This window comes from [Ruminococcus] torques ATCC 27756, from assembly GCF_000153925.1.
Classification (GTDB): domain Bacteria; phylum Bacillota; class Clostridia; order Lachnospirales; family Lachnospiraceae; genus Mediterraneibacter; species Mediterraneibacter torques.
The window spans coordinates 130561-155630 of record NZ_DS264356.1 but is presented as its reverse complement, the minus strand read 5'-3'; the positions used below and the strand labels follow the sequence as shown (position 1 = coordinate 155630).

The 25070-nt window shown below is 42.6% G+C and carries 20 protein-coding genes and 1 pseudogene; 19 read left to right on the top strand and 2 right to left on the bottom strand.

Going from position 1 to position 25070, the window contains the following annotated elements:
- The first annotated feature begins 16 nt into the window (after positions 1 to 16).
- The 5 genes from RUMTOR_RS07090 to sigE all read left to right on the top strand — a co-directional run bounded on the left by RUMTOR_RS07090 (position 17) and on the right by sigE (position 5024).
- Positions 17 to 1087 (top strand): FtsW/RodA/SpoVE family cell cycle protein, encoded by a 1071-nt coding sequence (locus RUMTOR_RS07090; protein ID WP_004846512.1) that lies wholly within the window; start codon positions 17 to 19, stop codon positions 1085 to 1087.
- Positions 1088 to 1831, top strand: coding sequence for a cell division protein FtsQ/DivIB (locus RUMTOR_RS07085; RefSeq protein ID WP_004846511.1), 744 nt, complete (start codon positions 1088 to 1090; stop codon positions 1829 to 1831).
- A gap of 159 nt (positions 1832 to 1990) precedes the next feature.
- A complete protein-coding gene (ftsZ, locus tag RUMTOR_RS07080) occupies positions 1991 to 3184 on the top strand; it encodes a cell division protein FtsZ (RefSeq protein WP_009242740.1) in 1194 nt (397 codons plus the stop codon).
- A 187-nt stretch (positions 3185 to 3371) separates the two neighbouring features.
- Positions 3372 to 4190, top strand: coding sequence for a sigma-E processing peptidase SpoIIGA (locus RUMTOR_RS07075; RefSeq protein ID WP_004846509.1), 819 nt, complete (start codon positions 3372 to 3374; stop codon positions 4188 to 4190).
- A 93-nt stretch (positions 4191 to 4283) separates the two neighbouring features.
- Complete coding sequence (gene sigE / locus RUMTOR_RS07070) at positions 4284 to 5024, top strand: RNA polymerase sporulation sigma factor SigE (RefSeq protein ID WP_004846508.1); 741 nt, start codon at positions 4284 to 4286, stop codon at positions 5022 to 5024.
- 76 nt (positions 5025 to 5100) lie between these two features.
- Here sigE and RUMTOR_RS07065 read toward each other — a convergent pair whose 3' ends face one another.
- Positions 5101 to 6822 carry an ABC transporter ATP-binding protein gene (locus RUMTOR_RS07065; RefSeq protein WP_009320720.1) on the bottom strand — a complete coding sequence of 574 codons (1722 nt, stop codon included), beginning with the start codon at positions 6820 to 6822 and terminating at the stop codon, positions 5101 to 5103.
- A gap of 151 nt (positions 6823 to 6973) precedes the next feature.
- Between RUMTOR_RS07065 and RUMTOR_RS07060 the strand changes: the two are divergent.
- A pseudogene (locus RUMTOR_RS07060) lies at positions 6974 to 7908 on the top strand (tRNA dihydrouridine synthase).
- 91 nt (positions 7909 to 7999) lie between these two features.
- Here the strand turns inward: RUMTOR_RS07060 and RUMTOR_RS07055 are convergent.
- Positions 8000 to 9469, bottom strand: a complete 1470-nt coding sequence (locus RUMTOR_RS07055) for a DUF1846 domain-containing protein (protein ID WP_009242737.1) — start codon at positions 9467 to 9469, stop codon at positions 8000 to 8002.
- 208 nt (positions 9470 to 9677) lie between these two features.
- On the opposite strand from RUMTOR_RS07055, the gene ftsH reads away from it, so the two are divergent.
- The 13 genes from ftsH (at position 9678) to RUMTOR_RS06990 (ending at position 24976) form a co-directional block, all read left to right on the top strand.
- The gene (gene ftsH, locus RUMTOR_RS07050; RefSeq protein ID WP_009320715.1) at positions 9678 to 11705 is read left to right on the top strand and encodes an ATP-dependent zinc metalloprotease FtsH; all 2028 of its coding nucleotides are present in this window, start codon (positions 9678 to 9680) and stop codon (positions 11703 to 11705) included.
- Positions 11706 to 11848: 143 nt separating this feature from the next.
- Positions 11849 to 12367 (top strand): methylated-DNA--[protein]-cysteine S-methyltransferase, encoded by a 519-nt coding sequence (locus RUMTOR_RS07045; protein WP_004846501.1) that lies wholly within the window; start codon positions 11849 to 11851, stop codon positions 12365 to 12367.
- Between the two features lie 73 nt (positions 12368 to 12440).
- The gene (gene uvrC / locus RUMTOR_RS07040; RefSeq protein WP_044998087.1) at positions 12441 to 14294 is read left to right on the top strand and encodes an excinuclease ABC subunit UvrC; all 1854 of its coding nucleotides are present in this window, start codon (positions 12441 to 12443) and stop codon (positions 14292 to 14294) included.
- An 89-nt stretch (positions 14295 to 14383) separates the two neighbouring features.
- Positions 14384 to 15313 (top strand): HPr(Ser) kinase/phosphatase, encoded by a 930-nt coding sequence (gene hprK / locus RUMTOR_RS07035; RefSeq protein ID WP_004846499.1) that lies wholly within the window; start codon positions 14384 to 14386, stop codon positions 15311 to 15313.
- 25 nt (positions 15314 to 15338) lie between these two features.
- Positions 15339 to 16283: an ROK family glucokinase gene (locus RUMTOR_RS07030; RefSeq protein WP_004846498.1), complete on the top strand. Its 945-nt coding sequence runs from the start codon at positions 15339 to 15341 to the stop codon at positions 16281 to 16283.
- Between the two features lie 430 nt (positions 16284 to 16713).
- Complete coding sequence (locus RUMTOR_RS07025; RefSeq protein WP_044929722.1) at positions 16714 to 17796, top strand: zinc-binding dehydrogenase; 1083 nt, start codon at positions 16714 to 16716, stop codon at positions 17794 to 17796.
- Between the two features lie 17 nt (positions 17797 to 17813).
- Positions 17814 to 18500: a beta/alpha barrel domain-containing protein gene (locus RUMTOR_RS07020; protein WP_009242732.1), complete on the top strand. Its 687-nt coding sequence runs from the start codon at positions 17814 to 17816 to the stop codon at positions 18498 to 18500.
- Positions 18501 to 18551: 51 nt separating this feature from the next.
- On the top strand, positions 18552 to 19952 hold the full coding sequence (locus RUMTOR_RS07015) for an MFS transporter (RefSeq protein ID WP_004846495.1): 1401 nt from the start codon (positions 18552 to 18554) through the stop codon (positions 19950 to 19952).
- A 92-nt stretch (positions 19953 to 20044) separates the two neighbouring features.
- A complete protein-coding gene (locus tag RUMTOR_RS07010; RefSeq protein ID WP_004846494.1) occupies positions 20045 to 21100 on the top strand; it encodes an NAD(P)-dependent alcohol dehydrogenase in 1056 nt (351 codons plus the stop codon).
- A gap of 84 nt (positions 21101 to 21184) precedes the next feature.
- Positions 21185 to 22024, top strand: a complete 840-nt coding sequence (locus tag RUMTOR_RS07005; RefSeq protein WP_004846493.1) for a class II fructose-bisphosphate aldolase — start codon at positions 21185 to 21187, stop codon at positions 22022 to 22024.
- Positions 22017 to 22985, top strand: a complete 969-nt coding sequence (locus RUMTOR_RS07000; RefSeq protein ID WP_004846492.1) for a carbohydrate kinase family protein — start codon at positions 22017 to 22019, stop codon at positions 22983 to 22985. Before RUMTOR_RS07005 ends, RUMTOR_RS07000 begins: the two co-directional genes overlap by 8 nt.
- A 63-nt stretch (positions 22986 to 23048) precedes the next feature.
- Positions 23049 to 24041: an NADH-dependent methylglyoxal reductase gene (gene ydjG, locus RUMTOR_RS06995; protein WP_004846491.1), complete on the top strand. Its 993-nt coding sequence runs from the start codon at positions 23049 to 23051 to the stop codon at positions 24039 to 24041.
- Between the two features lie 71 nt (positions 24042 to 24112).
- Positions 24113 to 24976, top strand: a complete 864-nt coding sequence (locus RUMTOR_RS06990) for a DeoR/GlpR family DNA-binding transcription regulator (RefSeq protein WP_004846490.1) — start codon at positions 24113 to 24115, stop codon at positions 24974 to 24976.
- The last annotated feature ends 94 nt before the right edge of the window (positions 24977 to 25070 follow it).

Below are 25070 nucleotides of genomic sequence, written 5' to 3'. Positions count from 1 at the left end.
AAAACGATATGACGGGATGCTTATATTTGTTGTATTGCTTCTTGTTGCCGCAGGGCTTGTGATATTGTACAGCACAAGCGCTTACAATGGGCAGGTGAAATTTCACGATCCGTTTCATTATTTGAAAAAGCAGGGGTTTGCGACACTGCTCGGACTGTTTGGTATGGCGCTTATCGCCCGCGTTGATTATCATAAATGGGTTCCGCTGGCGATTCCCGCATATGTGACGTCGATCATTCTGTCTGTGGCTGTTATATTTTTCGGGGATGAATACAACGGGTCCAAAAGATGGTTGTCTTTGGGCCCGATTTCTTTTCAGCCTTCAGAGTTTGCAAAAGTAGCCGTTATTTTTTTTCTTGCATGCCTTGTGAGCAGAAATGTACAGCGGATGAAACGTTTTCGCACAATGATACTTATGATGATTCCGGTTTTGCCGATCGTAGGTCTGGTCGGAGCAAGTAATTTAAGCACTGCGATCATCATTCTCGGAATTGCGGTTGTTCTGATTTTTGTAGCGGATCCGAAATACGTCCGTTTTATATTGATGGGAAGTATCGGCGTAGGATTTATGACGGTTTTTCTGGCGATGGAAAGTTATCGATTGGAACGCCTGGCAATCTGGAGACATCCGGAGCAATATGAAAAAGGGTATCAGACGCTGCAGGGACTATATGCAATCGGCAGCGGAGGTCTGTTCGGAAGGGGATTAGGCAACAGTGTACAAAAACTCGGATTTCTTCCAGAGGCTCAAAATGATATGATTTTTTCTATTATCTGTGAAGAATTGGGATTGATCGGAGCAGGATTTATCATTCTTTTATTTTTGATTCTTATTTGGCGTTTTTTTGTGATTTCAACAAAAGCGTCGGATCTGCTTGGCGCTTTGATAGCGGCAGGGGCAATGGCGCATATGATGATCCAGGTTATATTAAACATCGCGGTAGTTACAAATTCAATTCCAAACACAGGGATTACGCTTCCGTTTATCAGTTACGGAGGTACATCGGTTGTATTTCTTCTGTTGGAGATGGGACTTGTGCTTAGCGTATCGAATTACGAAGGTTTACGGTATGGAGGTTCAGAATAGATGAAGAGAAAAAAACACAAAAAGAGAAAGGTGTGGCCGATTATTTTAGTTGTGCTTACTGTCTTGATCGTTATGGCAGCTGCGGCGGTATTTCTATTTCGCACAAGGTCATATAAAGTGGAAGGAAATTCTTATTACGGAGAGAGAACGATCACAACATGGATTGAGAATGATCCGCTTTCGGTAAATTCTCTGTATGTTCTGTATAAATATAATTTTACCGATGCCGATCTTCCGTCAGGAGTAGAAAGTCTGAGTATTTCACTGAAAGATCCGTGGACGGTGAAGGTGAAAGTGAAAGAAAAAGAAATGGCCGGATATGTAGATTATGACGGTGCATATCTTTATTTTGACAGAACCGGAACGGCAGTATTGCGGACAAAAAAAATAATCGAAGGTGTTCCTCATATCGAAGGTCTTATGTTTGATTCGGCAAAAGCTAAAATAGGGAAAAAACTTCCGGTGGAAGATGACAGTATTTTTGAAAAAATTGTAGAAGTTTCAAAAAATTTAAAAAAATACAATCTCACACCTGACAGGATGGGGTGTACAGATGGAGGCGTACAGATATATTTTGAAATTGTACAGGTCAGCCTTGGAAACGGGAATTATGAAGAAAAGCTTAGACAGGTAGAACCGATTCTTAAAAAACTGACTGAATTATATCCCGGAAAGGCGGGCGTGCTGCATTTAGAGAATTACGATGCCGAATCGGAGTCGATTCCGTTTGTTCCGGCGGCATAGCGGCGGCGGATCATCTGTAAAAGTGTAATAATTCAGAAAAATAGCAAAAAATCTATTGATTATTTGCTAAAAAGACTTTATTATATACTTATTGAATTCTATCGTTCAATATTAAGGGATGTATAAGAAATTAGTAAGACGACGAAGGAGGAAGTACTCTTGTTAGAAATTAAAACCAACGAATCAGAAGCGGCCGCAAGAATTATTGTAGTCGGAGTCGGTGGAGGCGGAAACAACGCAGTAAACCGGATGATTGACGAACAGATCGCGGGCGTGGAATTTATCGCAGTGAATACAGATAAGCAGGCACTGCAGCTTTGTAAAGCACCGACATTAATGCAGATCGGTGAGAAGCTTACAAAAGGGCTCGGCGCAGGGGCACAGCCGGAAGTAGGAGAAAAAGCGGCAGAGGAAAGTTCAGAAGAGATCTCGGCAGCGCTCAAAGGTGCGGACATGGTGTTCGTAACATGCGGTATGGGCGGCGGAACGGGTACAGGTGCTGCACCTGTTATTGCGCGTATTGCAAAAGAGCAGGGAGCTCTTACAGTCGGAGTTGTCACAAAACCTTTCCGTTTTGAGTCAAAAACAAGAATGCAGAATGCATTGAGCGGAATTGATAAATTAAAAGAAAATGTAGATACGATTATCGTAATTCCGAATGACAAGCTTCTTGAGGTTGTTGACAGACGCACAACAATGCCGGAAGCTCTTAAGAAAGCTGATGAAGTTCTTCAGCAGGGTATTCAAGGTATCACAGATTTGATCAATGTTCCGTCACTGATCAACCTTGACTTTGCGGATATTCAGACAGTTATGAAGGATAAAGGCATTGCTCATATCGGTATCGGTGCAGGACGCGGAGACGATAAGGCTCTTGAGGCGGTAAAAGAAGCTGTTGCGAGTCCGCTGCTTGAGACGACGATTCAGGGTGCGTCGAATGTTATCGTTAACGTATCGGGAGATATTACTCTTATGGATGCTTCTGATGCGGCTGATTATGTACAGGAACTTGCAGGAGAAGGCGCAAGTATTATTTTCGGTGCTATGTATGATGACGCGAAGTCAGATGAATGTACGATCACTGTTATTGCGACCGGGTTACATAATGTAGGCGGAAGCGCATCAAAATTAAAGGCGAGATTGGAAGGACAGCAGAAAGTAGGATCGATCCTTCCGTCCGGTGAATCGACAGTAAGAAGTCGTCTTGACAATGATGGAAGCAGAGTATCTGCGGCCAGACCACAGACATCTGCCAGACCGCAGGGAGGTACGATGCCGACTTTACAGCCGCGTACGCCATCCAGTACGGTGAAAGAGCAGTCTATTAAGATTCCGGATTTCTTTAAGAAATAAGCGAATCGGTATAATAATATAGAATTTTAAGACAGAATGGAATTTCATGTAAGAGTTCCATTCTGTTTTTTTGTTTTTTGTCGAAATATATTTACAGATACATGTCAATATATGACAAAATTTTCCTGTTTCTAAATATATAATAGATTCCGCACTACATAATTACGGAAGAGAAAGAAGGTGGACTATGTACTATGAATTATACATAGATGTATTTTTTTTAGAAAATTTTATGTTAGACAGTCTGCTTTTAATGGCTGTAAACCGTGTTATGCAGTATAGGAATTCTTATGCGCGGATGCTTGCAGGAGGGGCAGCAGGCAGTTTTTTGACTTGTGTTGTGATAGCGCTTCCGCTTATGCCGGCGATAAAAACACTTCTGTTTGGCGTTGGGATTAATAGTGTGATGATATTTGCGGGACTTGGCGGAGATGTTTTGAAAAAGGGTAGAAAACAAAGTAAAAAAGAACTGGCTGCCTGGTTTTTGAGGACGCTGATCGTTCTGTATGCAGCGGCAGTTGTCTTCGGAGGGGCTGCGAATCTGTTTCGTCCGTATATGAAATTTGCCGGAGTGTTTTACGCAGTATTTGCAGTCGGATACTTTGCATTTACGGGAATGTGGAAGTTTATATCGCGCATAAGACAGAATACGAAAAATCTTCCGGAAGTAACATTGTATACAAGTCTTGGGGTAAAGAAAGTGATCGGTCTTATAGATACGGGAAATGAGCTCCGCGATTTTGCGTCTGATGATCCGGTCAATATTATTGATCCGCGATTGGCAGAGTCTATTACGACACATCCGGAATGGGAAAAAGGCTTTCATATGATTCCGTACAGCAGCATCGGGGGAGATGGAGTGATGAAGGTGTTTCGGATTGAAAAAATGTGTATTCACATGGATGAAGACATATGGATAGAAAATCCGCTTCTCGGGATGAGTGAAAGAACTCTTTCGGAAAAAGAACGATATGAAATGATCCTGAATCCGGGGATCTTTTTATAAGCGGGAGTTAAAAAATATGGATTAATATCTTTGACAGTTTATATTTACTGCCGCTTAAAATTACTAAAACAGGGGAATATAGGAGGATATGACATGATGATGAAAGTAGCTGTTCCGCAGCGGTTTAAGTTAAGAGTAGTACCTGATGTGAAAACCTTGATTTTCGGGAGCGGGAGAGAGGTGCATTATATAGGAGGAACGGAAGTCCTTCCGCCGCCTCTTGAGGGGATGAGAGAAAGCGAGATGATTAACCGGCTCGGAACAGAGTATGCAGAGGATGCAAAAAAAGTATTAATAGAACACAATCTCCGGCTTGTTGTATACATTGCGAAAAAATTTGACAATACAGGCGTAGGCGTTGAAGATTTGATTTCGATCGGAACGATCGGTTTGATCAAAGCAATCAATACGTTTAATCCGACAAAAAAGATCAAACTTGCAACATACGCATCCCGATGTATTGAAAATGAAATTTTAATGTACTTAAGGCGTAATAGCAAGACAAAGATGGAGGTGTCCATCGACGAACCTTTGAACGTTGACTGGGATGGAAACGAGCTGCTTTTGTCGGATATTTTGGGAACGGAAGAAGATACGATTTATAAAGATCTGGAAAATGAAGCGGAGAGAAAACTTTTGATTCGTGCTCTGAATAAACTTAACAGCAGAGAAAAGCTGATTGTAAGTATGCGATTTGGATTGGATAATCCGGATGGAAAAGAAAAAACACAAAAAGAAGTCGCAGATCTGCTTGGGATTTCGCAGTCATACATATCGAGGTTAGAAAAAAAGATCATGCAGAGATTAAAAAGGGAAATGGTAAGATATGAATAATAGATGAAAAAATAAATGTATGCAGTCGGTTTTCGGCAGCATACATTTATTTTTATAATCCGGGAAAGTAAACAGATCAAGCGCGGTAATAGTGAGCGTAAAGTCCGTTTTTATCAAGCAGTGATCCGTGAGTTCCGCGCTCGGCAATGCCATCTTCTGTGATGACGATGATTTCATCGGCGTTTTTGATTGTAGAGAGGCGGTGTGCGATTGTGATCGTTGTTCTGTCTTTAGAAAGTTCTTCGAGACTTTTTTGTATTCGCCGTTCGCTTTCATTATCAAGAGCGCTGGTAGCTTCGTCAAGAATCAGGATCGGAGGGTTCTTAAGGAAGACACGGGCAATAGAAATCCTTTGTTTTTGTCCTCCTGAGAGACGGGTTCCGCGCTCGCCTACATAAGTGGAATATCCATCGGGAAGTTCGCTGATAAAATCGTGAATATTTGCACGTTTTGCGGCATCTATGATCTCTTCATCCGACGCGTCCGGTTTTCCGTAGGCGATGTTGTCGCGAATCGTTCCCGAAAACAGATATACGTCTTGTTGTACAACGCCGATATGGCTTCGAAGACTTTTTAAAGTCAATGTTCGGACGTCTTTTCCGTCTATTGTGATCCTGCCGCCTGTCACATCGTAAAAACGTGGCAGAAGGGAACAAATCGTTGTTTTTCCACTTCCCGACGGACCGACAAGAGCGACTGATCTTCCGGCGGGAATTTCAAAAGATATGTGAGAAAGGACAGACGTATCGTCATCAGCATAGTGAAAAGATACGTTTTCATAGCGGACGAGGCCTTTTACATCTGTTAATTCTTCTGCGTCGGAAGCGTCTTTGATTTCAGGTTCTGTTTCCATGACGTCAAGAAAACGGCGGAATCCGGCAAGACCTTTTTGAATCATTTCAATAAGTTCTACGAGGATTTGGATCGGACTGATGAAAATACCGATATAAAGTGCATACATGGCAAGGTCTCCGACGTTCATGAATCCTTTTGCGATAAGGTATCCGCCATAGATAAGAGTGACTGAATACATCAACCCCTGAAACAGAAGATTCCATCCCATAAAACTTCCGATACAGTGATAATTCTCTTTTTTAGAGAGAAGAAAAGCGTGATTGCTTTTCTGGAATTTTTTCCGTTCTATTTCCTCATTTGTGAAAGATTGTACAACACGGATTCCGGCAAGGGTATCCTGGAGACTTGCATTGACATCTCCGATCTTTCTCCGGTTATCCATAAATGTTTCTTGCATTTTTTTGTTTTGGCGTATGGAAAAAACGAACATACATAAAACAATAATGGCAAGGGGCAGGGCGAGCCGCGCATTGATCAGAAAGAGGAAAATAAAAGAGCCGATGATCTTTACGACAGAAATAAAAAGGTTCTCAGGTCCGTGATGTGCAAATTCGGCAATGTCAAACAGATCGGAGACGAGTTTGCTCATCATCTGTCCTGAATTATTTTTGCTGTAATAAGAAAAAGAAAGTTTTTCATAATGATCAAATAGTTGTCGGCGCATATCACGTTCCATGCAGGCGCCCATCATATGTCCCTGGTAACTTACATAATATTTGCAAAGACTTTGTATAAGATACATGAAAAGAAGTCCGGCTGCAATGAATGGGAGCGCATGAAGGATGAGACTGCTGTCTTTCGTAAACAAAGTATTTGTCAGCACGCGCAGGATCTGCGGGTAAGCAAGATCGACAATGCTGATGAATGCAGCGCAAAGAAGGTCGATAAAAAAGACGGTCTTGTACGGTGAGTAATAGGTGATAAATTTCCGTAATGTATTCATAAACGTTATGCTCCTTTTTGGTAAAAAATACTGTTCTTATCTTAGCACATGAGATTTTTCTTGACAAGGCAGGGGGCGCTGTAATAATCTAAAGGTCGCGGGATGAACTGTTACTAAAGGTCATATATTGATTAAAGGAGAGTTATTATATATGAATATATATCTTGCCCCATTGGAAGGAATTACGGGATGGATTTACCGCGGCGCCGTACAGAAGTGTTTTGGAGGGTTTGACAAGTATTTTATTCCGTTTATTAAGCCGAATCAAATGGGACGTTTCAGCGCGAGGGAGAAAAAAGATATTCTTCCGGAACATAATAAGGGGATGCATGCTGTTCCTCAGATATTGACAAATTGTGCAGAGGACTTTGTACAGACGGCAAAGAAGCTGGAACAGTACGGGTATAAAGAGATTAATCTGAATGTAGGATGTCCGTCTAAAACTGTTGTGACGAAAGGGCGGGGAGCGGGCTTTTTAGCATTTCCGGAACGTTTGGATCTTTTTCTGGAAGAAGTGTTTCAAAATTGCCCGATCGATATTTCTGTAAAAACGCGGATCGGAACAGAAAGTGGTGAGGAATTTCCGAAACTTATGGATATTTATAATAAGTATCCGATAAAAGAGCTGATCATTCATCCCCGTACACAAAAAGATTTTTATAAAATATTCCGCATATGGATGTGTTTGAAAAAGCGCTCGGCACAGGAAGGCATAAAATATGTTATAACGGAGATCTTACATCGGAAGAAGATGTCCGTAATCTTTCGGAACAGTTTCCGGAAGTAGAGAGTATAATGATCGGCAGGGGAGTTCTCGCCGATCCGGCGATTGCCCGGAAGATAAAAGGCGGAGATGGTGCGGATAAAGCGGAAATGCGTCATTTTCATGATATGCTATATGAAGCATATTGCGAGGAAATGTCCGGTGAAAGAACAGTTTTGTATAAGATGAAAGAACTGTGGTTTTATTTGGCGTCCTCTTTTACTAATAGCAGACCATACGCAAAGAAGATCAAAAAAGCGGAAAAATGTGCTGTGTACGAAAAAATTATAGAGGAACTTTTTGCGAATGAGGAAGTAATATAGAAATACAAAAAACAGCCGGATCTAAAAACATCCGGCTGTCTGTAACATAAGGATAATAAGAGGGGAGGAGTCATCCTTCCCCTTTGTTATTTTATAAAGCGTGCTCGTATACGGCTTCGGAAGTGAGTTGCACTTCCAGTTTCTTAAAGATTTTAATGTCTACGTCTGACAGCATGACAGATGTGTGCGCCTGGCATCCTGCAAGTTCGGGAAGCTGGGAAAGGGCAAGGCGTGCCTGTGGATTTGTTGCCGCGCTTGCGGATAGGGCGATAAGTACTTCATCTGTATGAAGCCGTGGATTTTTGCTCTTTAAATAATCTACTTTTAATTTTTGGATCGGTTCGATCGATTCAGGAGAAATAATATGAGTTTCGTGATCGATACCTGCAAGCACTTTTAGTACATTTAACAGAAGCGCCGCGCTTGCTCCGAGAAGATTGGTTGTTTTTCCGGTGATGATCCTTCCGTCACGCAGTTCAAGAGCGGCAGCGGGACCGTCTGTCTCTTTGGCGCGCTCTAAAGCTTTGATTACAACTTTGCGGTCTGTGACAGTAATCCCTGCCATATTCATAAGAAGTTCGATTTTCTGAGCTTCTTTCTCGGAAGTGCTGCCCTTTGCAAGAGCGTTCAGAGCATCAAAATAACGGCGGATGATCTCTTGTTTGGAAGCTTCACGGCAGGCTTCGTCGTCGCAGATGCAGTTTCCTGCCATGTTGACGCCCATATCAGTAGGAGACTTGTAAGGACTTTCTCCGTAAATCTTTTCAAAGATTGTATTTAATACAGGGAAAATCTCAACATCACGGTTATAGTTGACAGTCGTTTCTCCATACGCTTCAAGATGGAACGGGTCGATCATGTTTATGTCGTTTAAGTCGGCAGTTGCCGCTTCGTATGCAAGGTTAACCGGATGCTTAAGCGGGAGATTCCATATAGGGAACGTCTCGAATTTTGCATATCCCGCAAGAACGCCCCGTTTATGCTCGTGATAAAGCTGGGAAAGACATGCTGCCATCTTGCCGCTTCCGGGTCCGGGAGCAGTGACGATAACAAGAGGTCTGCTTGTCTTGATATAATCATTTTTTCCATAACCTTCGTCGCTGATGATAAGCGGAATATTAGATGGATATCCGGGAATAAGATAATGAAGATATACCGGAATATGCAGCTTTTCAAGTCTGTTTTTGAACAGGAGGGCACTTTCCTGACCGGAAAATTGAGTGATTGTAACACTTCCTACATATAATCCCTGATCCTTGTATGTCTGAATCAGACGGAGAACATCTGTGTCATAGGTGATGCCCAGATCTCCGCGGATTTTATTTTTTTCAATGTCTTTGGCGCTGATGACGATAACGATCTCTGCCTGAGAACTCAACTCTTTTAAAAGACGGAGTTTACTGTCAGGAGCAAATCCCGGAAGAACACGGGACGCATGATAATCATCAAACAGTTTGCCTCCGAATTCAAGATAAAGCTTGTTGCCAAATTTTCCGATCCGGTTTCGGATATGTTCGGACTGCATTTTCAGATATTTTTCATTGTCAAAACCGATTCTCATTTTATTCTTCTCCACTTTTTTGTTCATTTTAATCCTGCATGCAAAAGAATAGCGGCAGGACACATTTCGTACTCAGTATACTATAAAATCTAACTGTTTTACAATATTTTCATAATCTTTTTATTGATTTATGCAAAAGCTGTACTTATAATGGTAATAACGTCATGCACGTTGTGCAATGACGCCGAAGATTTTTAGGAGGAACAGGATGGATAACAACCAGAATAAGAAGAATAATAAAAATAATCCGAATAATAACCGGCAGGGTTTGGGCATTGTGCTTATAACGACCCTGCTGGTGGCTTTTGTATTGATCGGATTCTTTTCTGCTATGGGCAATACAAGTCAAAGGGAGATCAGTTATGACAAATTTCTTAAACTTGTAAGTGAACATAAAGTAAAAGAGGTAAAGTTAGACAGTGAAAAGATTTATATTACATTAACGGACAAAGCCCGTGAGGAAGCGCGGGAAAAAGCTGTTGAGAAAGCGGAAAAAGAAGGACGCCTCAGTCCGTTTGAAGAAGCGATGGAAAGATTGCGTATCCAACTGCCTTCCGTAAAAAAAGAAGGGAAAGAACACGCGCCTGATTTTTATACGGGATATGTTGACGATGATACGCTTGTGACAAAACTTGACCGTGCCGGGGTTAAGTTTCAAAGTGAGATTCCGGATACGATCGGTCAGTTGTTTTTTGAAATGTTTGTCACGGTGATCCTGCCGCTTCTGCTCATGGTGTGGCTGTTCACATATATGATGAAGCGCATGAATAAGGGCGGCGGAATGATGGGCATTGGAAAGAGCAATGCGAAGATGTACATGGAAAAAGAAACAGGAGTGACGTTCCGGGATGTGGCAGGAGAAGATGAAGCGAAAGAATCGCTTCAGGAAGTCGTTGATTTCCTTCATAATCCGGGAAAATACAGTGGGATCGGAGCGAAACTTCCGAAAGGAGCGCTTCTTGTAGGACCGCCGGGAACAGGAAAGACACTTTTGGCAAAGGCGGTTGCGGGAGAGGCAAAAGTTCCGTTTTTCTCATTATCGGGTTCTGCGTTTGTGGAAATGTATGTCGGTGTCGGAGCATCCCGTGTTCGTGATCTGTTCAAACAGGCTCAGCAGTCGGCTCCGTGTATTGTGTTTATCGACGAGATCGATGCGATCGGAAAGACAAGAGATACGGCGATGGGCGGAAATGATGAGAGAGAGCAGACTCTGAATCAGCTTTTGGCGGAGATGGACGGATTTGATACGAATAAGGGACTTTTGATTCTGGCGGCAACAAACCGTCCGGAGATTCTTGATCCTGCGCTTCTTCGTCCGGGACGGTTTGACAGACGGATCATTGTTGATAAGCCGGATCTGAAAGGCCGTGTCGATATTTTAAAAGTACATGCAAAAGACGTTCGGATGGATGAGAGCGTGGACTTGGAAGCAATCGCGCTTGCAACATCCGGAGCAGTTGGTTCGGACCTTGCGAATATGATCAATGAAGCGGCGATCAATGCAGTAAAACACGGAAGGCAGGTTGTGAGTCAAAAAGATTTGTTTGAGGCGGTTGAAGTTGTTCTTGTCGGAAAAGAGAAGAAAGACCGGATCATGAGCGAGGAAGAGCGGAAAATTGTTTCTTATCATGAGGTAGGTCATGCCCTTGTGACAGCGCTTCAGAAAAATACAGAGCCGGTACAGAAGATCACGATCGTTCCGAGAACGATGGGCGCGCTGGGGTATGTGATGCAGACTCCGGAAGAAGAGAAGTTCTTAAATACAAAGAAAGAACTGGAAGCGATGATCGTTGTTGCGCTCGGAGGACGTGCGGCGGAAGAAATCGTGTTTGATACAGTAACGACAGGCGCGTCAAATGATATTGAACAGGCAACGAAAATCGCCCGTGCCATGATCACGCAGTATGGAATGTCAGACAGGTTCGGACTGATGGGGCTTGAATCGATCCAGAACAAATATTTGGACGGCCGTGCGGTTCTTAACTGTGGAGAGGCGACGGCGGGAGAGATTGACGAAGAAGTAATGAAGATGCTGAAATCTGCGTACGCAGAGGCGAAGAAACTTCTTTCCGAAAACAGAGAAGCTCTTGATAAAATCGCGGAATTTCTCATTGAAAAAGAAACGATCACAGGAAAAGAATTTATGAAGATATTCAGAGAAGTAAAAGGAATTTCCGAGCCTGAAGAAGGCGCGGTATCCGGTATAGAAGAGCGTGGGAGAATTGCGATGAAATAAGGAAATAAGGGTTGTTTTCCGTTTGAGAGAAAGCGGAGAGCGATCCTTTTTCTTTTGAAATCATAAAATCCGTCGAATCTTTCGGAATTTTGGAAGAAAAGAATTTCCGGGAACGGATAGTTTGAGAATAAGAGGGAAAATAGATGGAATACAGAAACAGTTATATATCGCCGCTTGGCAGGATATTGCTGACAGCGGATGAGATCGGACTGACCGGACTGGCGTTTGAAGGACAGAAAAATGCTGTTCAAGGTTTGACCCGGGAAAGTGAGGAGAAAGAGACAACACTTTTTTCGGGTGTGAAAAAATGGCTGGATATATATTTTTCAGGAGTGGAACCGGACTTTCAAATACCGATTCATTTGGAAGGAACCGATTTTCAGATGTGTGTGTGGGAGATGCTTTGCACGATCCCGTATGGAGAGACAACGACATACGGCGCAATCGCAAAGCAGATCGCACATGACAGAGGGATTTCAAAGATGTCGAGTCAGGCGGTTGGAAATGCTATCGGACGCAACCCTGTGTCGGTGATCGTTCCGTGTCACAGAGTGATCGGAGCAAAAGGAAATCTGACAGGATATGCAGGCGGAATTGAGAGAAAAGCAGAGCTTTTAAAAATAGAACAAAACCAAAATGCCACTGAGCAGTATCCCTTTTGATAAAGTGAAAGAGAATGTTTATAAAAGATAAGTTTTTCTTGTTTTTTTATATATGGGAAGTATAATAAAGTTTATGGAAAACAATAATTTTAACATACAGGAAGAATTAAAAAAGCTTCCCGCAAGACCGGGCGTATATCTTATGCATGACGAGCGGGACGAGATCATTTATGTCGGGAAAGCGATCAGTTTAAAAAACAGAGTGCGGCAGTATTTTCAAAGCAGCAGAAATAAAGGCGTCAAGATAGAACAGATGGTGACGCATATCAGGCGTTTTGAGTATATTGTGACAGATTCGGAGTTGGAGGCTCTTGTATTAGAGTGTAATCTGATCAAAGAACATCATCCAAAATACAATACGATGCTGATGGATGATAAAACATATCCATTTATCAAAGTGACGGTGAATGAACCCTTTCCGAGAGTTTTGCTGGCAAGGAAAATGCTGAAAGATAAGGCAAAATACTTCGGTCCGTACACGAGTGCGCAGGCGGTTAGAGATACGATTGATCTGATCCATAAATTGTACCATGTAAGGAGCTGCAATCGAAATCTTCCAAAAGATATCGGGAAAGAACGTCCTTGTCTTAATTATCATATCAAGCAGTGCGACGCTCCGTGTCAGGGCTATATTTCTCAGGAAGACTACGGGGCGGCGATCGCGGAAGTGTTGAAGTTTTTGAATGGAAATTATGATGTGATCTTGAAAGAGTTGGAAGAAAAAATGAATACCGCCTCTGAGAATCTGGAGTTTGAACGTGCGATCGAATACAGGGAACTGATAAACAGTGTGAAAAAGATTGCTCAGAAACAAAAGATCACAGATTCGAGCGGAGAAGACAGAGATATTCTGGCGGCAGCTTCGGAAGGGGAAGATGCGGTTGTTCAAGTGTTTTTTATAAGGGGAGGACGGCTGATCGGAAGGGATCATTTTTATCTTCGTATCTCAAGCGGAGAAAAAACATCCGGTATTTTAGACAGTTTTATTAAGCAGTATTATGCGGGAACGCCTTATATTCCGGGAGAACTGATGATTCAGGAGGAAATCAAAGACAGAGAATTGATCGAAACGTGGCTTACCTCAAAGCGTGGACAGAAAGTGACGGTAAAAGTTCCGAAAAAAGGAACGAAAGAAAAACTGGTCGAATTGGCCTCTGACAATGCGAAGCTTGTTTTGAGCAAAGACAAAGAGCGGATGCGAAGAGAAGAAGGCCGTACAATCGGAGCTGTAAAAGAAATAGAAGCACTGCTTGGCATTTCGCAGATCAGGCGTATGGAAGCTTACGATATTTCCAATACGAACGGTTTCGAGTCAGTCGGATCTATGGTCGTGTATGAGAGAGGAAAACCAAAACGAAATGATTACAGAAAGTTTAAGATCAAAGGAATCCAAGGCGCAGATGATTACGGAAGTATGAGAGAAGTGCTGACCAGACGTTTTACTCATGGTTTGAAAGAACGGGAAGAGAACGGAGAGCTTGGAAAGTTTACTGTATTTCCGGATCTGATCTTGATGGATGGAGGAAAAGGTCAGGTAAACGTGGCGCTTCAGGTATTAGAGGACCTGAATCTGAATATTCCGGTGTGCGGCATGGTAAAAGATGATTTTCACCGGACGAGAGGACTCTATTTTCAAAACGAAGAGATTTCGATTGAAAAATCATCCGAAGCTTTCCGCCTTATTACACGAATTCAAGATGAGGCGCATCGGTTTGCAATCGAATACCACCGGCAGCTCAGAGGAAAAGGTCAGGTACATTCCATCCTGGATGATATAGAAGGGATCGGACCTGCGAGAAGAAAAGCGCTTATGCGTCATTATTTAAGTCTGGACGCGATCAAAGCAGCTTCAATAGAAGAACTTGCGAAGCTTCCTTCTATGAATGAAAAGGCGGCGCAGGCGGTATACAATTTTTTTCATACATGATATGATAAGAGAAATGAATAAAGAATGTCGCCGGATGAGGGGAAAGCCGATCCGGCTATGAAAAATAAAATGAAAGGAACGGAAAATATATGGGACGAGGAATTAAACTAAGTGAAATCGCAGAAAGGATGGATCTGAAAAATCTGACGCCGGAGTTGGATCTGACAGAGAAAGAAGTCCATGTGCCGGACGTCAACAGACCGGCGCTTCAGTTAGCGGGCTTTTTTGATCATTTTGACTCAAACCGCGTACAGATCATCGGGAATGTAGAGTACACATATATGCAGACGCTGACAGAAGAGCGGAGAGTGTATATTTATGAAATGCTTCTGAAACACCCGATTCCGTGCATGGTATTTTGCCGGGGGATAGAGCCGGGCGACGTGTTTTTAAAAAAGGCGGTGGAAAGTAATGTGCCGGTATTTAGCGCATCCAAACCGACATCTGATTTTTCTGCGGAGATCATCCGTTGGATGAACGTAAAGCTTGCGCCGTGTATTTCGATTCACGGAGTTCTTGTAGATGTATATGGCGTCGGTGTTTTGATTATGGGAGAAAGCGGGATCGGAAAAAGTGAAGCTGCACTTGAGCTGATCAAGAGAGGACATCGTCTTGTGACGGATGATGTAGTGGAAATACGGAAAGTGAGCGATGAGACGCTTGTAGGCTCTGCGCCGGATGTGACGAAAAACTTTATTGAGTTAAGAGGAATCGGTATCGTCGATGTAAAATCAATGTTTGGTGTCCAAAGCGTCAGAGAAACTCAGAACATCGATCTTGTCATTACACTGGAAGACTGGAGCAGAGAAAAAGAGTATGACAGGCTCGGACTGGAAGAAGAGTATACGGAATTTCTCGGAAATAAAGTCGTATGCCACAGTATCCCGATCAGACCGGGAAGAAATCTTGCTATTATCGTAGAGTCAGCCGCGGTAAACCACAGACAGAAGCAGATGGGTTATAACGCGGCGCAGGAATTATATAAACGTGTGCAGGAAAATCTTGCGAAAAAAAGATAAAAGATAAGGAAGGAGATCAGGAATTATGAATTATTGTTTCGGCGTTGACATCGGAGGCACAACAGTTAAGATAGGGTTGTTTGAAGAGACGGGAACTATTGTTGAAAAATGGGAGATTCCGACGAATACATTGGCTGATGGAGAGGCAATTTTGCCGGATATTGCATTTTCGTTAAAAACAAAGATAGAAGAGAGAAAACTATCCGAAGAAGACATCCTCGGGATCGGAGTCGGAGTTCCGGCGCCTGTGACGGCAGAAGGAATTGTAAACGGGAGCGCAAATCTCGGATGGAAATATAAAGAAGTGAAAAAGGAAATGGAAGAGCTGACAGGTTTGAAAGCGTACATCGGAAACGATGCGAATGTTGCCGCTCTCGGTGAAATGTGGAAAGGAGGCGGAGCCGGAGAAAAAAATATGATCATGGTAACGCTTGGCACAGGAGTAGGAGGCGGAGTGATCATTGACGGAAAGATGCTCGTCGGCAACAACGGAGCAGGAGGAGAAATCGGACATATCTGCGTAAACTATGAAGAGAACGATCGATGTGGCTGTGGGAATAAAGGGTGTTTGGAACAGTATGCGTCTGCTACGGGAATTGTCCGCCTGGCAGAACAAAAATTAAAAACAGAAAAACGGGAAACGATTCTTAATAAAGCTGCGATTACGGCAAAAGATGTGTTTGATGCCGTAAAGGCAGGCGACGAAGTGGCGGATGAGATTGCGGCTGAGTTTGGAAAATATCTCGGATACGGACTTGCCAATCTTGCGGCAGTCGTGAACCCGGCAGTGTTTGTCATCGGCGGAGGCGTTTCCAAAGCCGGCGAAGTACTGATTCCGTACATAGAGAAACCGTATAAAGAAAGAGCGTTTTTTGCAGATAAAAATGTAAGATTTGTTCTTGCGCAGTTGGGAAATGATGCGGGAATCTGTGGATCTGCCAAGCTCGTGTTAGACGAGAAGAAAAATTGATGTTTTCTTCGTTTGATGTTTGAAATATCTGAAATAAAGAATATATTTTTAAAACCAAAATATTTGAATTGAAATCATTGAAAAAAAACCACAATATAGGATAAAACGATATGGAAAAAATAAGTTTATCCTATGTTGTGTTTTTTTTATTTTTTGTTTTTAACAATCAAAATGTAAAAAATAGACAAAAAAAGAATACTTAATACGATAAAAACGGATTAAAATTAAAAAAATGTTGTGTAAACAGACTAAAATCTTTGAAACAAAGAAAAAGTGTTGACTTAAAAGAAATATATGATAAAATATAGACAAATAAAGAAATAAAGTTTCCGGCCGGAAGCTAAAGAGCATGAAAATGCGGGTGACTGAAAAAAGTAAAATTTGAAAAGAAACCCCGGAATACAGAATGGAAAAAGAGGAGAATGAAAAGATGAAAGCATTAGCAAGATATGGAAAAGAATTTGGCGGATATCGTATGATCGACGTTCCGAAACCGACATGCGGTCCGGAAGATATTATTATTGAGATCAAGGCGGCTGCAATCTGCGGAGCAGATATGAAACACTATAAAGTGGATAATGGCTCCGATGAATTCAACTCGATCCGCGGACATGAATTTGCAGGTGAGATCGTAGAAGTTGGCGAGAAAGTAACGGACTGGAAAGTGGGACAAAGAGTTGTGTCTGACAACAGCGCTCATGTATGCGGCGTTTGCCCGGCTTGCGAACAGGGAGATTTTCTCTGCTGTGAAAGCAAAGTAAACTTAGGTCTTGATAATAATACATGGGGCGGCGGATTTTCTAAATACTGTAAAGTTCCGGGAGAGATCCTGAGAATCCATAAACATGCGATCTGGGAGATCCCGGAAAATGTAAAATATGAAGAGGCGGCGGTACTTGATCCGATCTGTAATTCATACAAAGCGATCGCGCAGCAAAGTCATCTCCTTCCGGGACAGGATGTCGTAGTATTCGGAACAGGACCGCTTGGATTATTTGCAGTACAGGTAGCAAGAATTATGGGCGCGGTCAACATCGTTATGGTAGGACTTGACGAGGATGTTCCGGTTCGTTTCCCGGTTGCAAAAGAGCTTGGAGCTACACACTGCGTAAACGGTTCCAAAGAAGATGTAGTAAAAAGATGTACAGAAATCTGCGGAAGAGATAACTTGGGTCTTGTCGTTGAGTGTTCGGGAGCAAACATTGCTTTGAAACAGGCAATCGAGATGCTTCGTCCGAACGGAGAAGTTGTTCGTGTAGGAATGGGATTCAAACCGCTTGAATTTTCAATCAACGACATTACTTCATGGAACAAGAGCATTATCGGACATATGGCATATGACTCCACATCATGGAGAAACGCGATCCGCCTTCTTGCTTCCGGTCAGATCAAAGTACAGCCGATGATCACTCACAGACTTGGACTTTCCGAGTGGGAAAAAGGATTTGAACTGATGGCGAAAAAAGAAGCAATCAAAGTAATCTTTACATATGATTTTGATGACGAGGATTGATGACCGGGGGAGAAGCAATGGAAAAGAAATTAATGCTTGCACCGTCTATGGGTTGTTGTGACTTATATGATTTCGGTCATCAAGTAAAATTTATCGATGAACATGCAGATTTCCTTCATATTGATATAAAGGATGGAAATTATGTAAAAACATTTGGCGTTGGTCCTGATTTTATGACAGTATTGAAAAAAGTTGTAAAAAAACCGATGGATGCACACTTAATGGTAAAACATCCGCAAGATTATATTGAGGCATGTGCTGCAGCCGGAGCAGCTTATATCACTCCGCACACAGATTGCATTGAAAGTGATGCTTTCGTGACGATCAACAAGATTATCTCTCTGGGATGCAAAGCCGGGATTGCCATGAACCCGGCAGCTCCTTTAGAGGCGATTCGATATTACCTTCCCCTTCTGTCGAAAGTAACGATTATGATCGTAGATGCAGGATATGCCGGACAGAAGGTGATCACACAGATGTATGATAAAATACGTACCCTTGCAAAATGGAGAGAAGAGATGAAGCTTGACTTTCTGATCGAGGCAGACGGATCGATGAATGCAGGCGTTTATGCTCCTCTTTATGAAGCAGGTGCAGATATGGTTGTACTCGGACCTCCGGCTCTTTGGAATAAAGATGAGGATATCGAAAAGGCGTGGGCAATCATGGAACAGGAAGTAAAAAGTGAACTCGCCGGAATGTAAAATACAATACAGACAGTTTCATGTACATAGAAAAAGAGGCTGTCACAAAGAATGAGAAAAGAAAGGGAATTAATTATGGAAACAAGAAAAAGCGCAAATATCGGCGCAAGACTCGATCGCCTTCCGAATTCGGGATGGCATATTAAAATGTGGCTTGTTACAGCATTTGCCTTGTTGGTGTGCTGGTCAAACGGAATAGGAGGATCGGTTCAGAATATTTTGCTTAACGAGCTTCATTGGTTAGAACCGGGTACAAAACTCCTTGCAATGTGGGGAACAACTTATACGGCAGGACAGCTTTTCGGAGCGCTTGTCGGAGGTCCTATCGGAGATAAAATAGGACGTAAAAAAAGTATTCTTTTATATGAAATTATCCATATTATCGCCATGATCGGCGGCGCGATCGCACCGAACATTTATGTATTGTATGTATTCAGACTTGTACAGGGATTCGGACTCGGAGCGCTTCTCGTAGTTCTGTTTGCAGGATTTACAGAGTATGTGCCGGGAAGAAACCGTGGTGTATGGTCAAGCCGTAACTCCTTTATCGGAAACTGGGCTCACCCGATCTGTAACGGAATTGCATTTTTGATCGTGACAACAGGAATCAGCTATAATATGAACTGGAGAATCCAGTATATGATCCCGTCTGTTCTTTCTATTATTGCATCCATCATTATTGCAAAGAAGCTTCCGGAGTCTCCGCGTTGGTTAGAGGCACAGGGAAGAGTTGACGAAGCAGACGCAATCCTTACAAAGATTGAAAAAGAAATTGAAGCGTCAACAGGAAAACCGCTTCCGCCTGTAACAGAAGAGCCGAAAGAAGTAAAACAGCTTCCGTACTCGGCTCTGTTTAAAGGCAAACTTTTGAGAAGAACGATCGTAGGTTCTCTCGTATTGATCGGTATGAACACGATCCAGTATACATTGATGACATGGATGCCGTCCTTGTTGAAATCAATGGGATATGATACATCACAGTCACAGTTTATGACAATGTTCGGACTGTTCGGCGCTCCGTTTGGAATCTTTATCGCATCACTGATCATGGATAAGATTCCGAGAAGAGTTATGGGCGTGATTCTTCTGGCAGCAATGGCTGTACTTGGAGTTATTACAGGACAGCAGACAACAATGACAGCATTGATCGTAACAACATTCTTGCTGAACACGGCAATTTATATGTACGTATGCTATGCTTCCGCGGTGTATGTTCCGGAAATGTGGCCTACGTCGGCAAAACTGTCCGGTTCCGGCTTCTGTAATGCGATCGGACGTGTCAGCAATATCTTCTTCCCGTTCCTCGTAACAAGCGTTGCAGCAGGTTCTATGGGAAGCACGGGAGTATTCGTCCTGATCTCTGTTGTTGCCATAATAATCGGAGTATGTATTTTGATCTTCGGCGTAGAGACTAGAGGAGAATCTGTAGAAGATATCGGAAATGTTGATTAAACAGAAGTAATAGGTAAATGAGTTTCCTGTTCTCCTAGTATTGGGGAACAGGAAAAATTGTAAAAGATGAAAGGTGAAAGGAAGGATATAAAATGAAAAATTCAGAAGCAATCTTAGTGACTCCAAAACATTTTGAAATACAGGAATGTCCGGTTCCGGAGCCGAAAGATCATGAAATTCTTATGAAAGTAGAGTATGTCGGAATGTGCGGATCTGATATTCATGGATTTGAATTTGGACCGTTTATTCCTCCGAAAGATCCGAATCAAAAGATCGGTCTCGGACATGAGGTGGCGGGAGAAGTTGTTAAAATAGGAGCGAAAGTAACAAAATTTAAAGTCGGAGACAAAGTGCTTATCGAGCCGGGTGTTCCGGATGATACATGTGAGTATTGCCGTACAGGCCGTTATAATATTTGTCCGGGAGTTGACTTTATGGCAACACAGCCGAACTATAAAGGGGCGCTGACACAGTATATGACTCATCCGGAAGAATGGACATATCATATTCCGGAAGGGATGACAACGATGGAAGGGGCTCTTGTAGAGCCGGCGGCAGTTGGAATGCATGCTGCTGTTCTCGGAGGAGCACAGCCGGGTAAAAGTATCGTCATCCTCGGAGGAGGAACAATCGGTCTGATGGTTCTTCAGGCTTGTATCAGCCTCGGGGCAACAGATATTACAGTTGTAGATGTTATTGAAAAACGTCTGGAACTTGCAAAAAAATTAGGTGCTGCAAGAGTAATCAACGGAAAAGAAGAAGATACGGTTGCGGTTCTTAGATCGGAAGAAATGTACGGAGATCATGGCGTGGATCTCGTATTTGAGGCGGCGGGAGCTGTATTTACGGCACAGCAGGCAGTACAGATCGTAAGCCGGGGCGGTAAAATCATGATGGTAGGAACACAGTCGAAGCCGGTTCCGATCGATTTCTTAAAGATTAACCGAGAAGTGACGATTCAGACATCATTCCGTTATTGCAATAACTTCCCGCAGACGATCGAAGCGATCTCATCAGGAAGATTTAATGTAAAAGATATGGTAACGAACATTTATGATTATGAAGACGTGCAGAAGGCATTTGAAGAAGCGATCGATCCTGTGAAAAAGACGGAGATGGTTAAAGGCGTGATCAAAGTAGCAGAATAGTAAAATTGTGAATCTATCCGACTCGGGCGATATGAAAGTGCATAAATCCAAGCTTGGGTCGTTGAAAAGAAAAGGAGAAAAGTTATGATTTCAGATATCAGATATTGGGAAAAGAAAGCAAGTGAAGGACATTATGCAATCCCTCATTTTAATGTATGGAATGCAGAGATGCTGATGGGAGTTATTGATGCGGCGGAAGAACTGCGCGCGCCGATCATTATTTCATTCGGAACAGGATTTACGGGAAATACTTCTTTTGAAGATTACTGTTATATGATGGAATCTATGGCGAAAAAAGCAAGTGTTCCGGTAATTCTTCACTGGGATCACGGCCGCAATATGACGATCCTTCAAAATGCCGTAGACCATTGCATGAATTCTGTAATGCGTGACGCTTCTGCTCTTCCGTACGAACAGAACGTTGCAGAGATCAAAAGATGCGTAGATTATTTCCACGCTTATAACATTCCGGTTGAGGCAGAACTTGGACATGTAGGAAACGAGACGATCTACGAAGAAGCGTTGTCCGAGTATCACTATACAGATCCGAAACAGGCAAAAGATTTCGTGGACAGAACAGGATGCGATTCTCTGGCTGTTGCGATCGGAAACGTACACGGCGTTTATTCTTCTGAGCCGAAGCTGGCATTTGATATTTTGGAAGAGGTTGCAAATGCAGTTGACGTTCCGCTTGTACTTCACGGAGCATCAGGTATCGGAGATGAAGATATTAAGAAAGCGATCTCTCTTGGAATCGCTAAGATCAATATACATACAGAATTATGCCAGGCTGCTATGGAAGCGATCAACGAACATAAAGACGAGCCGTTCTTGGCTGTGGAACGTGCGGTAAGACAGGCTGTAAAAGAACGTGCAATGTACAAGATCAAATTATTTGGTGATGACGGAAGGGCTGATGAATAAGGTGAGTAAAGATTTGGACGTAATGATTATCGGGGCGGCGATCGTAGATCTGCCGCTGCGCCCGGTAAGTAAAGAAGTGTTTGACGTTGTATCTTATCCGGTAGACGGAATTGCAATGACGATCGGAGGAGATGCGCTTAATGAATCGACCATTATTACAAGACTGGGACATAAAGTTGCTTTGATGAGCTGTATCGGTGTCGATGTAGCCGGAGCGTTTGTGTTAAGTCATTGTGAAAGAACAGGAATCGATACAAAATATATCAAACAAGATCCGGCAATCGATACTTCGATCAATGTCGGTCTGGTAGCGGCTGACGGAGAGAGAACTTTTATCACGAACCGTCAGGGAAGTCTTTGGAAATTTAAGTACGAAGATTTGGATATGTCAGCTTTAAAAGGAGCAAAGATTCTTTCGTTTGCAAGTATTTTCAACAATCCGCTTTTTGATAATAAAGCGCTTGTATCTGTATTTTCCAAAGCAAAAGAAGAAGGTATGATCATTTGTGCCGATATGGTGTCGCCAAGATTGAATGAGAAACTGGAAGATATTACGGAAGCGTTGAGTTATGTAGACTATTTCTTCCCGAATTTTGAAGAGGCAAGTGAAATGACGGGAGAGACAGACGAAGCGAAAGTGGCTGATAAGTTATATGCCTGCGGTGTGAAAAACGTAATCATGAAGATCGGTAAAAGAGGATGCTACATCCGTAATGCAGACGGTGCGATGATCGTTCCGGCATGCAAAGGAGTGACGGCAATCGATACGATCGGAGCAGGAGATAATTTCGCATCCGGATTTATTACAGGCCTTTTGGAAGGAAAAGATATCCGTGAATGTGCGATCTATGCAAACTGTACTGCAGCTGTTTCTGTTCAGTATGTCGGCGCGACAGGCGGTGTGACAGATAAAGCGATCGTAGATAAGATGCTTGCGAAATACCGTGAAGATTATAAATAATATCTGCATACTTAAAAGTGTTTGGTTGGATGAAATAGGTTAAGAAAGGGATAGACAGCTATTATGAAAACGATGAAATTAGGAAAGACAGGAATAGATATTTCAAGAATCGGACTTGGAACATGGTCGATCGGAGGCGGTTCTGCGTGGGGCGGAGATCATGAGCTTCAGACAGTTGTAGATACGATAAGGGAAGCTCCTAAGGCAGGAGTCAATCTGATCGATACAGCGCCGGGATACAATTTCGGAAACAGTGAAAAAATTCTCGGAAAAGCTCTTGAGAAAATGAATCGCGAAGAAGTTGTGATCATTACGAAATGCGGAGTTACATGGGATCAGGAGATGAAAGGAGACCTGTTTAATAAAGTAAACGGGATTCAGCTTTATAAAAACCTGAACAGCGAGTCTGTGAAAAAGGAAATTGTCGGCTCTCTTGAGCGTCTCGGAACAGATTATGTGGATGTGTATATGACACATTGGCAGTCTGTGGAAGGATCAGAATATTATGTGCCGATCCAAAAGACAATGGATGTTTTAAATGAGTTAAAAGCTCAGGGAAAGATACGTGCGATCGGAGCGGCAAACGTAGATATCGACCAGATCAAAGAATATTTGAAATGGGGAGATCTTGATATTGTTCAGGCGAAATATTCGATACTTGATCGTGGTATTGAAGATGAGATTATTCCGTGCTGTCGTGAAAACGGTGTGACGATCCAGGCATACTCTCCGCTTGAGATGGGACTTCTTTCGGGAACGATGCCGAGAGATTATCAGCCGGTCGGAGCACAGATTCCGAAAAAATGGTTCCAGCCGGATAATATGCAGGCGGCAATGGATATGATGGATAAATGGAAACCGCTTTGCGAAAAATATAATTGTACAATCGCAAATCTGGCTCTTGGATGGATACTGGCACAAGGAGATTTCCTGAATCTTCTCAGTGGCTCGACAACAGTAGATCAGATTAAAGAAAATGTGAAATCAGCTGAATTGGAACTTGATCCGGAAGATGTCGCTTATATGCGCGAGCTTGCGGAAGAAATCGATAAATAAGAGGCAACTGTATTTTAAAGATTGTTTGCCTGTATATATTTCCGAGTCTGAATATTTCAAAAGGAGAAATCATGTTTTCAAAGAATAAAGGTCTTGCAAAAACCAACTCAAAGGAGTTATTATTAAATAAAAGTGGTGTGAATAGCGGTGGAAAAGGTACAGAAAGGGAAGAAAGCATGGCGGGCAAGGAAAGATTGATGGCAATCCGTCAAACGATACAGATGCAGAAGAAAGCGTCTGTAGGAGAATTGAGTAAAATATGCAGAGTGACGGAAGAGACAATACGCAGAGATTTGGATAAGTTGGAGGCGGATGGCGTCGTGACCCGGGTTCACGGCGGTGCGATCTGGAATGAAGGCATTCAAAAAGAAGGAGTTCATTTTTATCGGAGGATGAGCAAACATCTGAAAGAAAAGCAGGAGATTGCCCGCAAAACGGCGAAACTTTTCGAGGGAAAGACAACGATGATCGCGGATTCTAGCACAACGGTGATGGAGGCGTTGAAGCTGCTGCCTCAGTCTCCTGATATAACAGTTGTGACAAATTCAACTGAGGTATTCCGTGAATTTCAGCAGTCTCCTCTTAATATTATCTCGACTGGGGGAGAGTATAATAAAAAATCACTTTCTTTACAAGGGCAGCTTGCCAAGACAAACATTCTGAAATATAACGTAAGCCTTGCATTGATCAGCTGTAAAGGACTGAGCATTGAAAAAGGTGTGCTTGATTCAAACGAAAGCGAAGCTGAGGTAAAGAAGGCAATGCTCTCGCAGGCTGAGGAAGTTGCGCTCTTAGTTGATTTTTCAAAATTTGATCAGTCGGCATTTGTGAACCTGATCGATCTTCAGAAGGTGAATTACATTATTACAGACAGGAGTCCTTCAGAAAAGTGGATAGAGTATTGCTCCGAACAAGGGATTGAATTGATTTATTAAATTGTTTAGGAAATTTTCGGATTTCGATTAAGAATTATCATTTGAATAAAAAAAGGAATGACCGATGCGTTTTTTTGTAGCGGTCATTCCTTTT

Bases quoted from the DNA above. Each gene is read 5' to 3' on its own strand.
- RUMTOR_RS07090 (WP_004846512.1), top strand. From the start codon at position 17: ATGCTTATATTTGTTGTATTGCTTCTTGTTGCCGCAGGGCTTGTGATA.
- RUMTOR_RS07085 (WP_004846511.1), top strand. From the start codon at position 1,088: ATGAAGAGAAAAAAACACAAAAAGAGAAAGGTGTGGCCGATTATTTTA.
- RUMTOR_RS07075 (WP_004846509.1), top strand. From the start codon at position 3,372: ATGTACTATGAATTATACATAGATGTATTTTTTTTAGAAAATTTTATG.
- sigE (WP_004846508.1), top strand. From the start codon at position 4,284: ATGATGATGAAAGTAGCTGTTCCGCAGCGGTTTAAGTTAAGAGTAGTA.
- RUMTOR_RS07065 (WP_009320720.1), bottom strand. From the start codon at position 6,822: ATGAATACATTACGGAAATTTATCACCTATTACTCACCGTACAAGACC.
- RUMTOR_RS07055 (WP_009242737.1), bottom strand. From the start codon at position 9,469: ATGAGAATCGGTTTTGACAATGAAAAATATCTGAAAATGCAGTCCGAA.
- ftsH (WP_009320715.1), top strand. From the start codon at position 9,678: ATGGATAACAACCAGAATAAGAAGAATAATAAAAATAATCCGAATAAT.
- RUMTOR_RS07045 (WP_004846501.1), top strand. From the start codon at position 11,849: ATGGAATACAGAAACAGTTATATATCGCCGCTTGGCAGGATATTGCTG.
- uvrC (WP_044998087.1), top strand. From the start codon at position 12,441: ATGGAAAACAATAATTTTAACATACAGGAAGAATTAAAAAAGCTTCCC.
- hprK (WP_004846499.1), top strand. From the start codon at position 14,384: ATGGGACGAGGAATTAAACTAAGTGAAATCGCAGAAAGGATGGATCTG.
- RUMTOR_RS07030 (WP_004846498.1), top strand. From the start codon at position 15,339: ATGAATTATTGTTTCGGCGTTGACATCGGAGGCACAACAGTTAAGATA.
- RUMTOR_RS07025 (WP_044929722.1), top strand. From the start codon at position 16,714: ATGAAAGCATTAGCAAGATATGGAAAAGAATTTGGCGGATATCGTATG.
- RUMTOR_RS07020 (WP_009242732.1), top strand. From the start codon at position 17,814: ATGGAAAAGAAATTAATGCTTGCACCGTCTATGGGTTGTTGTGACTTA.
- RUMTOR_RS07015 (WP_004846495.1), top strand. From the start codon at position 18,552: ATGAGAAAAGAAAGGGAATTAATTATGGAAACAAGAAAAAGCGCAAAT.
- RUMTOR_RS07010 (WP_004846494.1), top strand. From the start codon at position 20,045: ATGAAAAATTCAGAAGCAATCTTAGTGACTCCAAAACATTTTGAAATA.
- RUMTOR_RS07005 (WP_004846493.1), top strand. From the start codon at position 21,185: ATGATTTCAGATATCAGATATTGGGAAAAGAAAGCAAGTGAAGGACAT.
- RUMTOR_RS07000 (WP_004846492.1), top strand. From the start codon at position 22,017: ATGAATAAGGTGAGTAAAGATTTGGACGTAATGATTATCGGGGCGGCG.
- ydjG (WP_004846491.1), top strand. From the start codon at position 23,049: ATGAAAACGATGAAATTAGGAAAGACAGGAATAGATATTTCAAGAATC.
- RUMTOR_RS06990 (WP_004846490.1), top strand. From the start codon at position 24,113: ATGTTTTCAAAGAATAAAGGTCTTGCAAAAACCAACTCAAAGGAGTTA.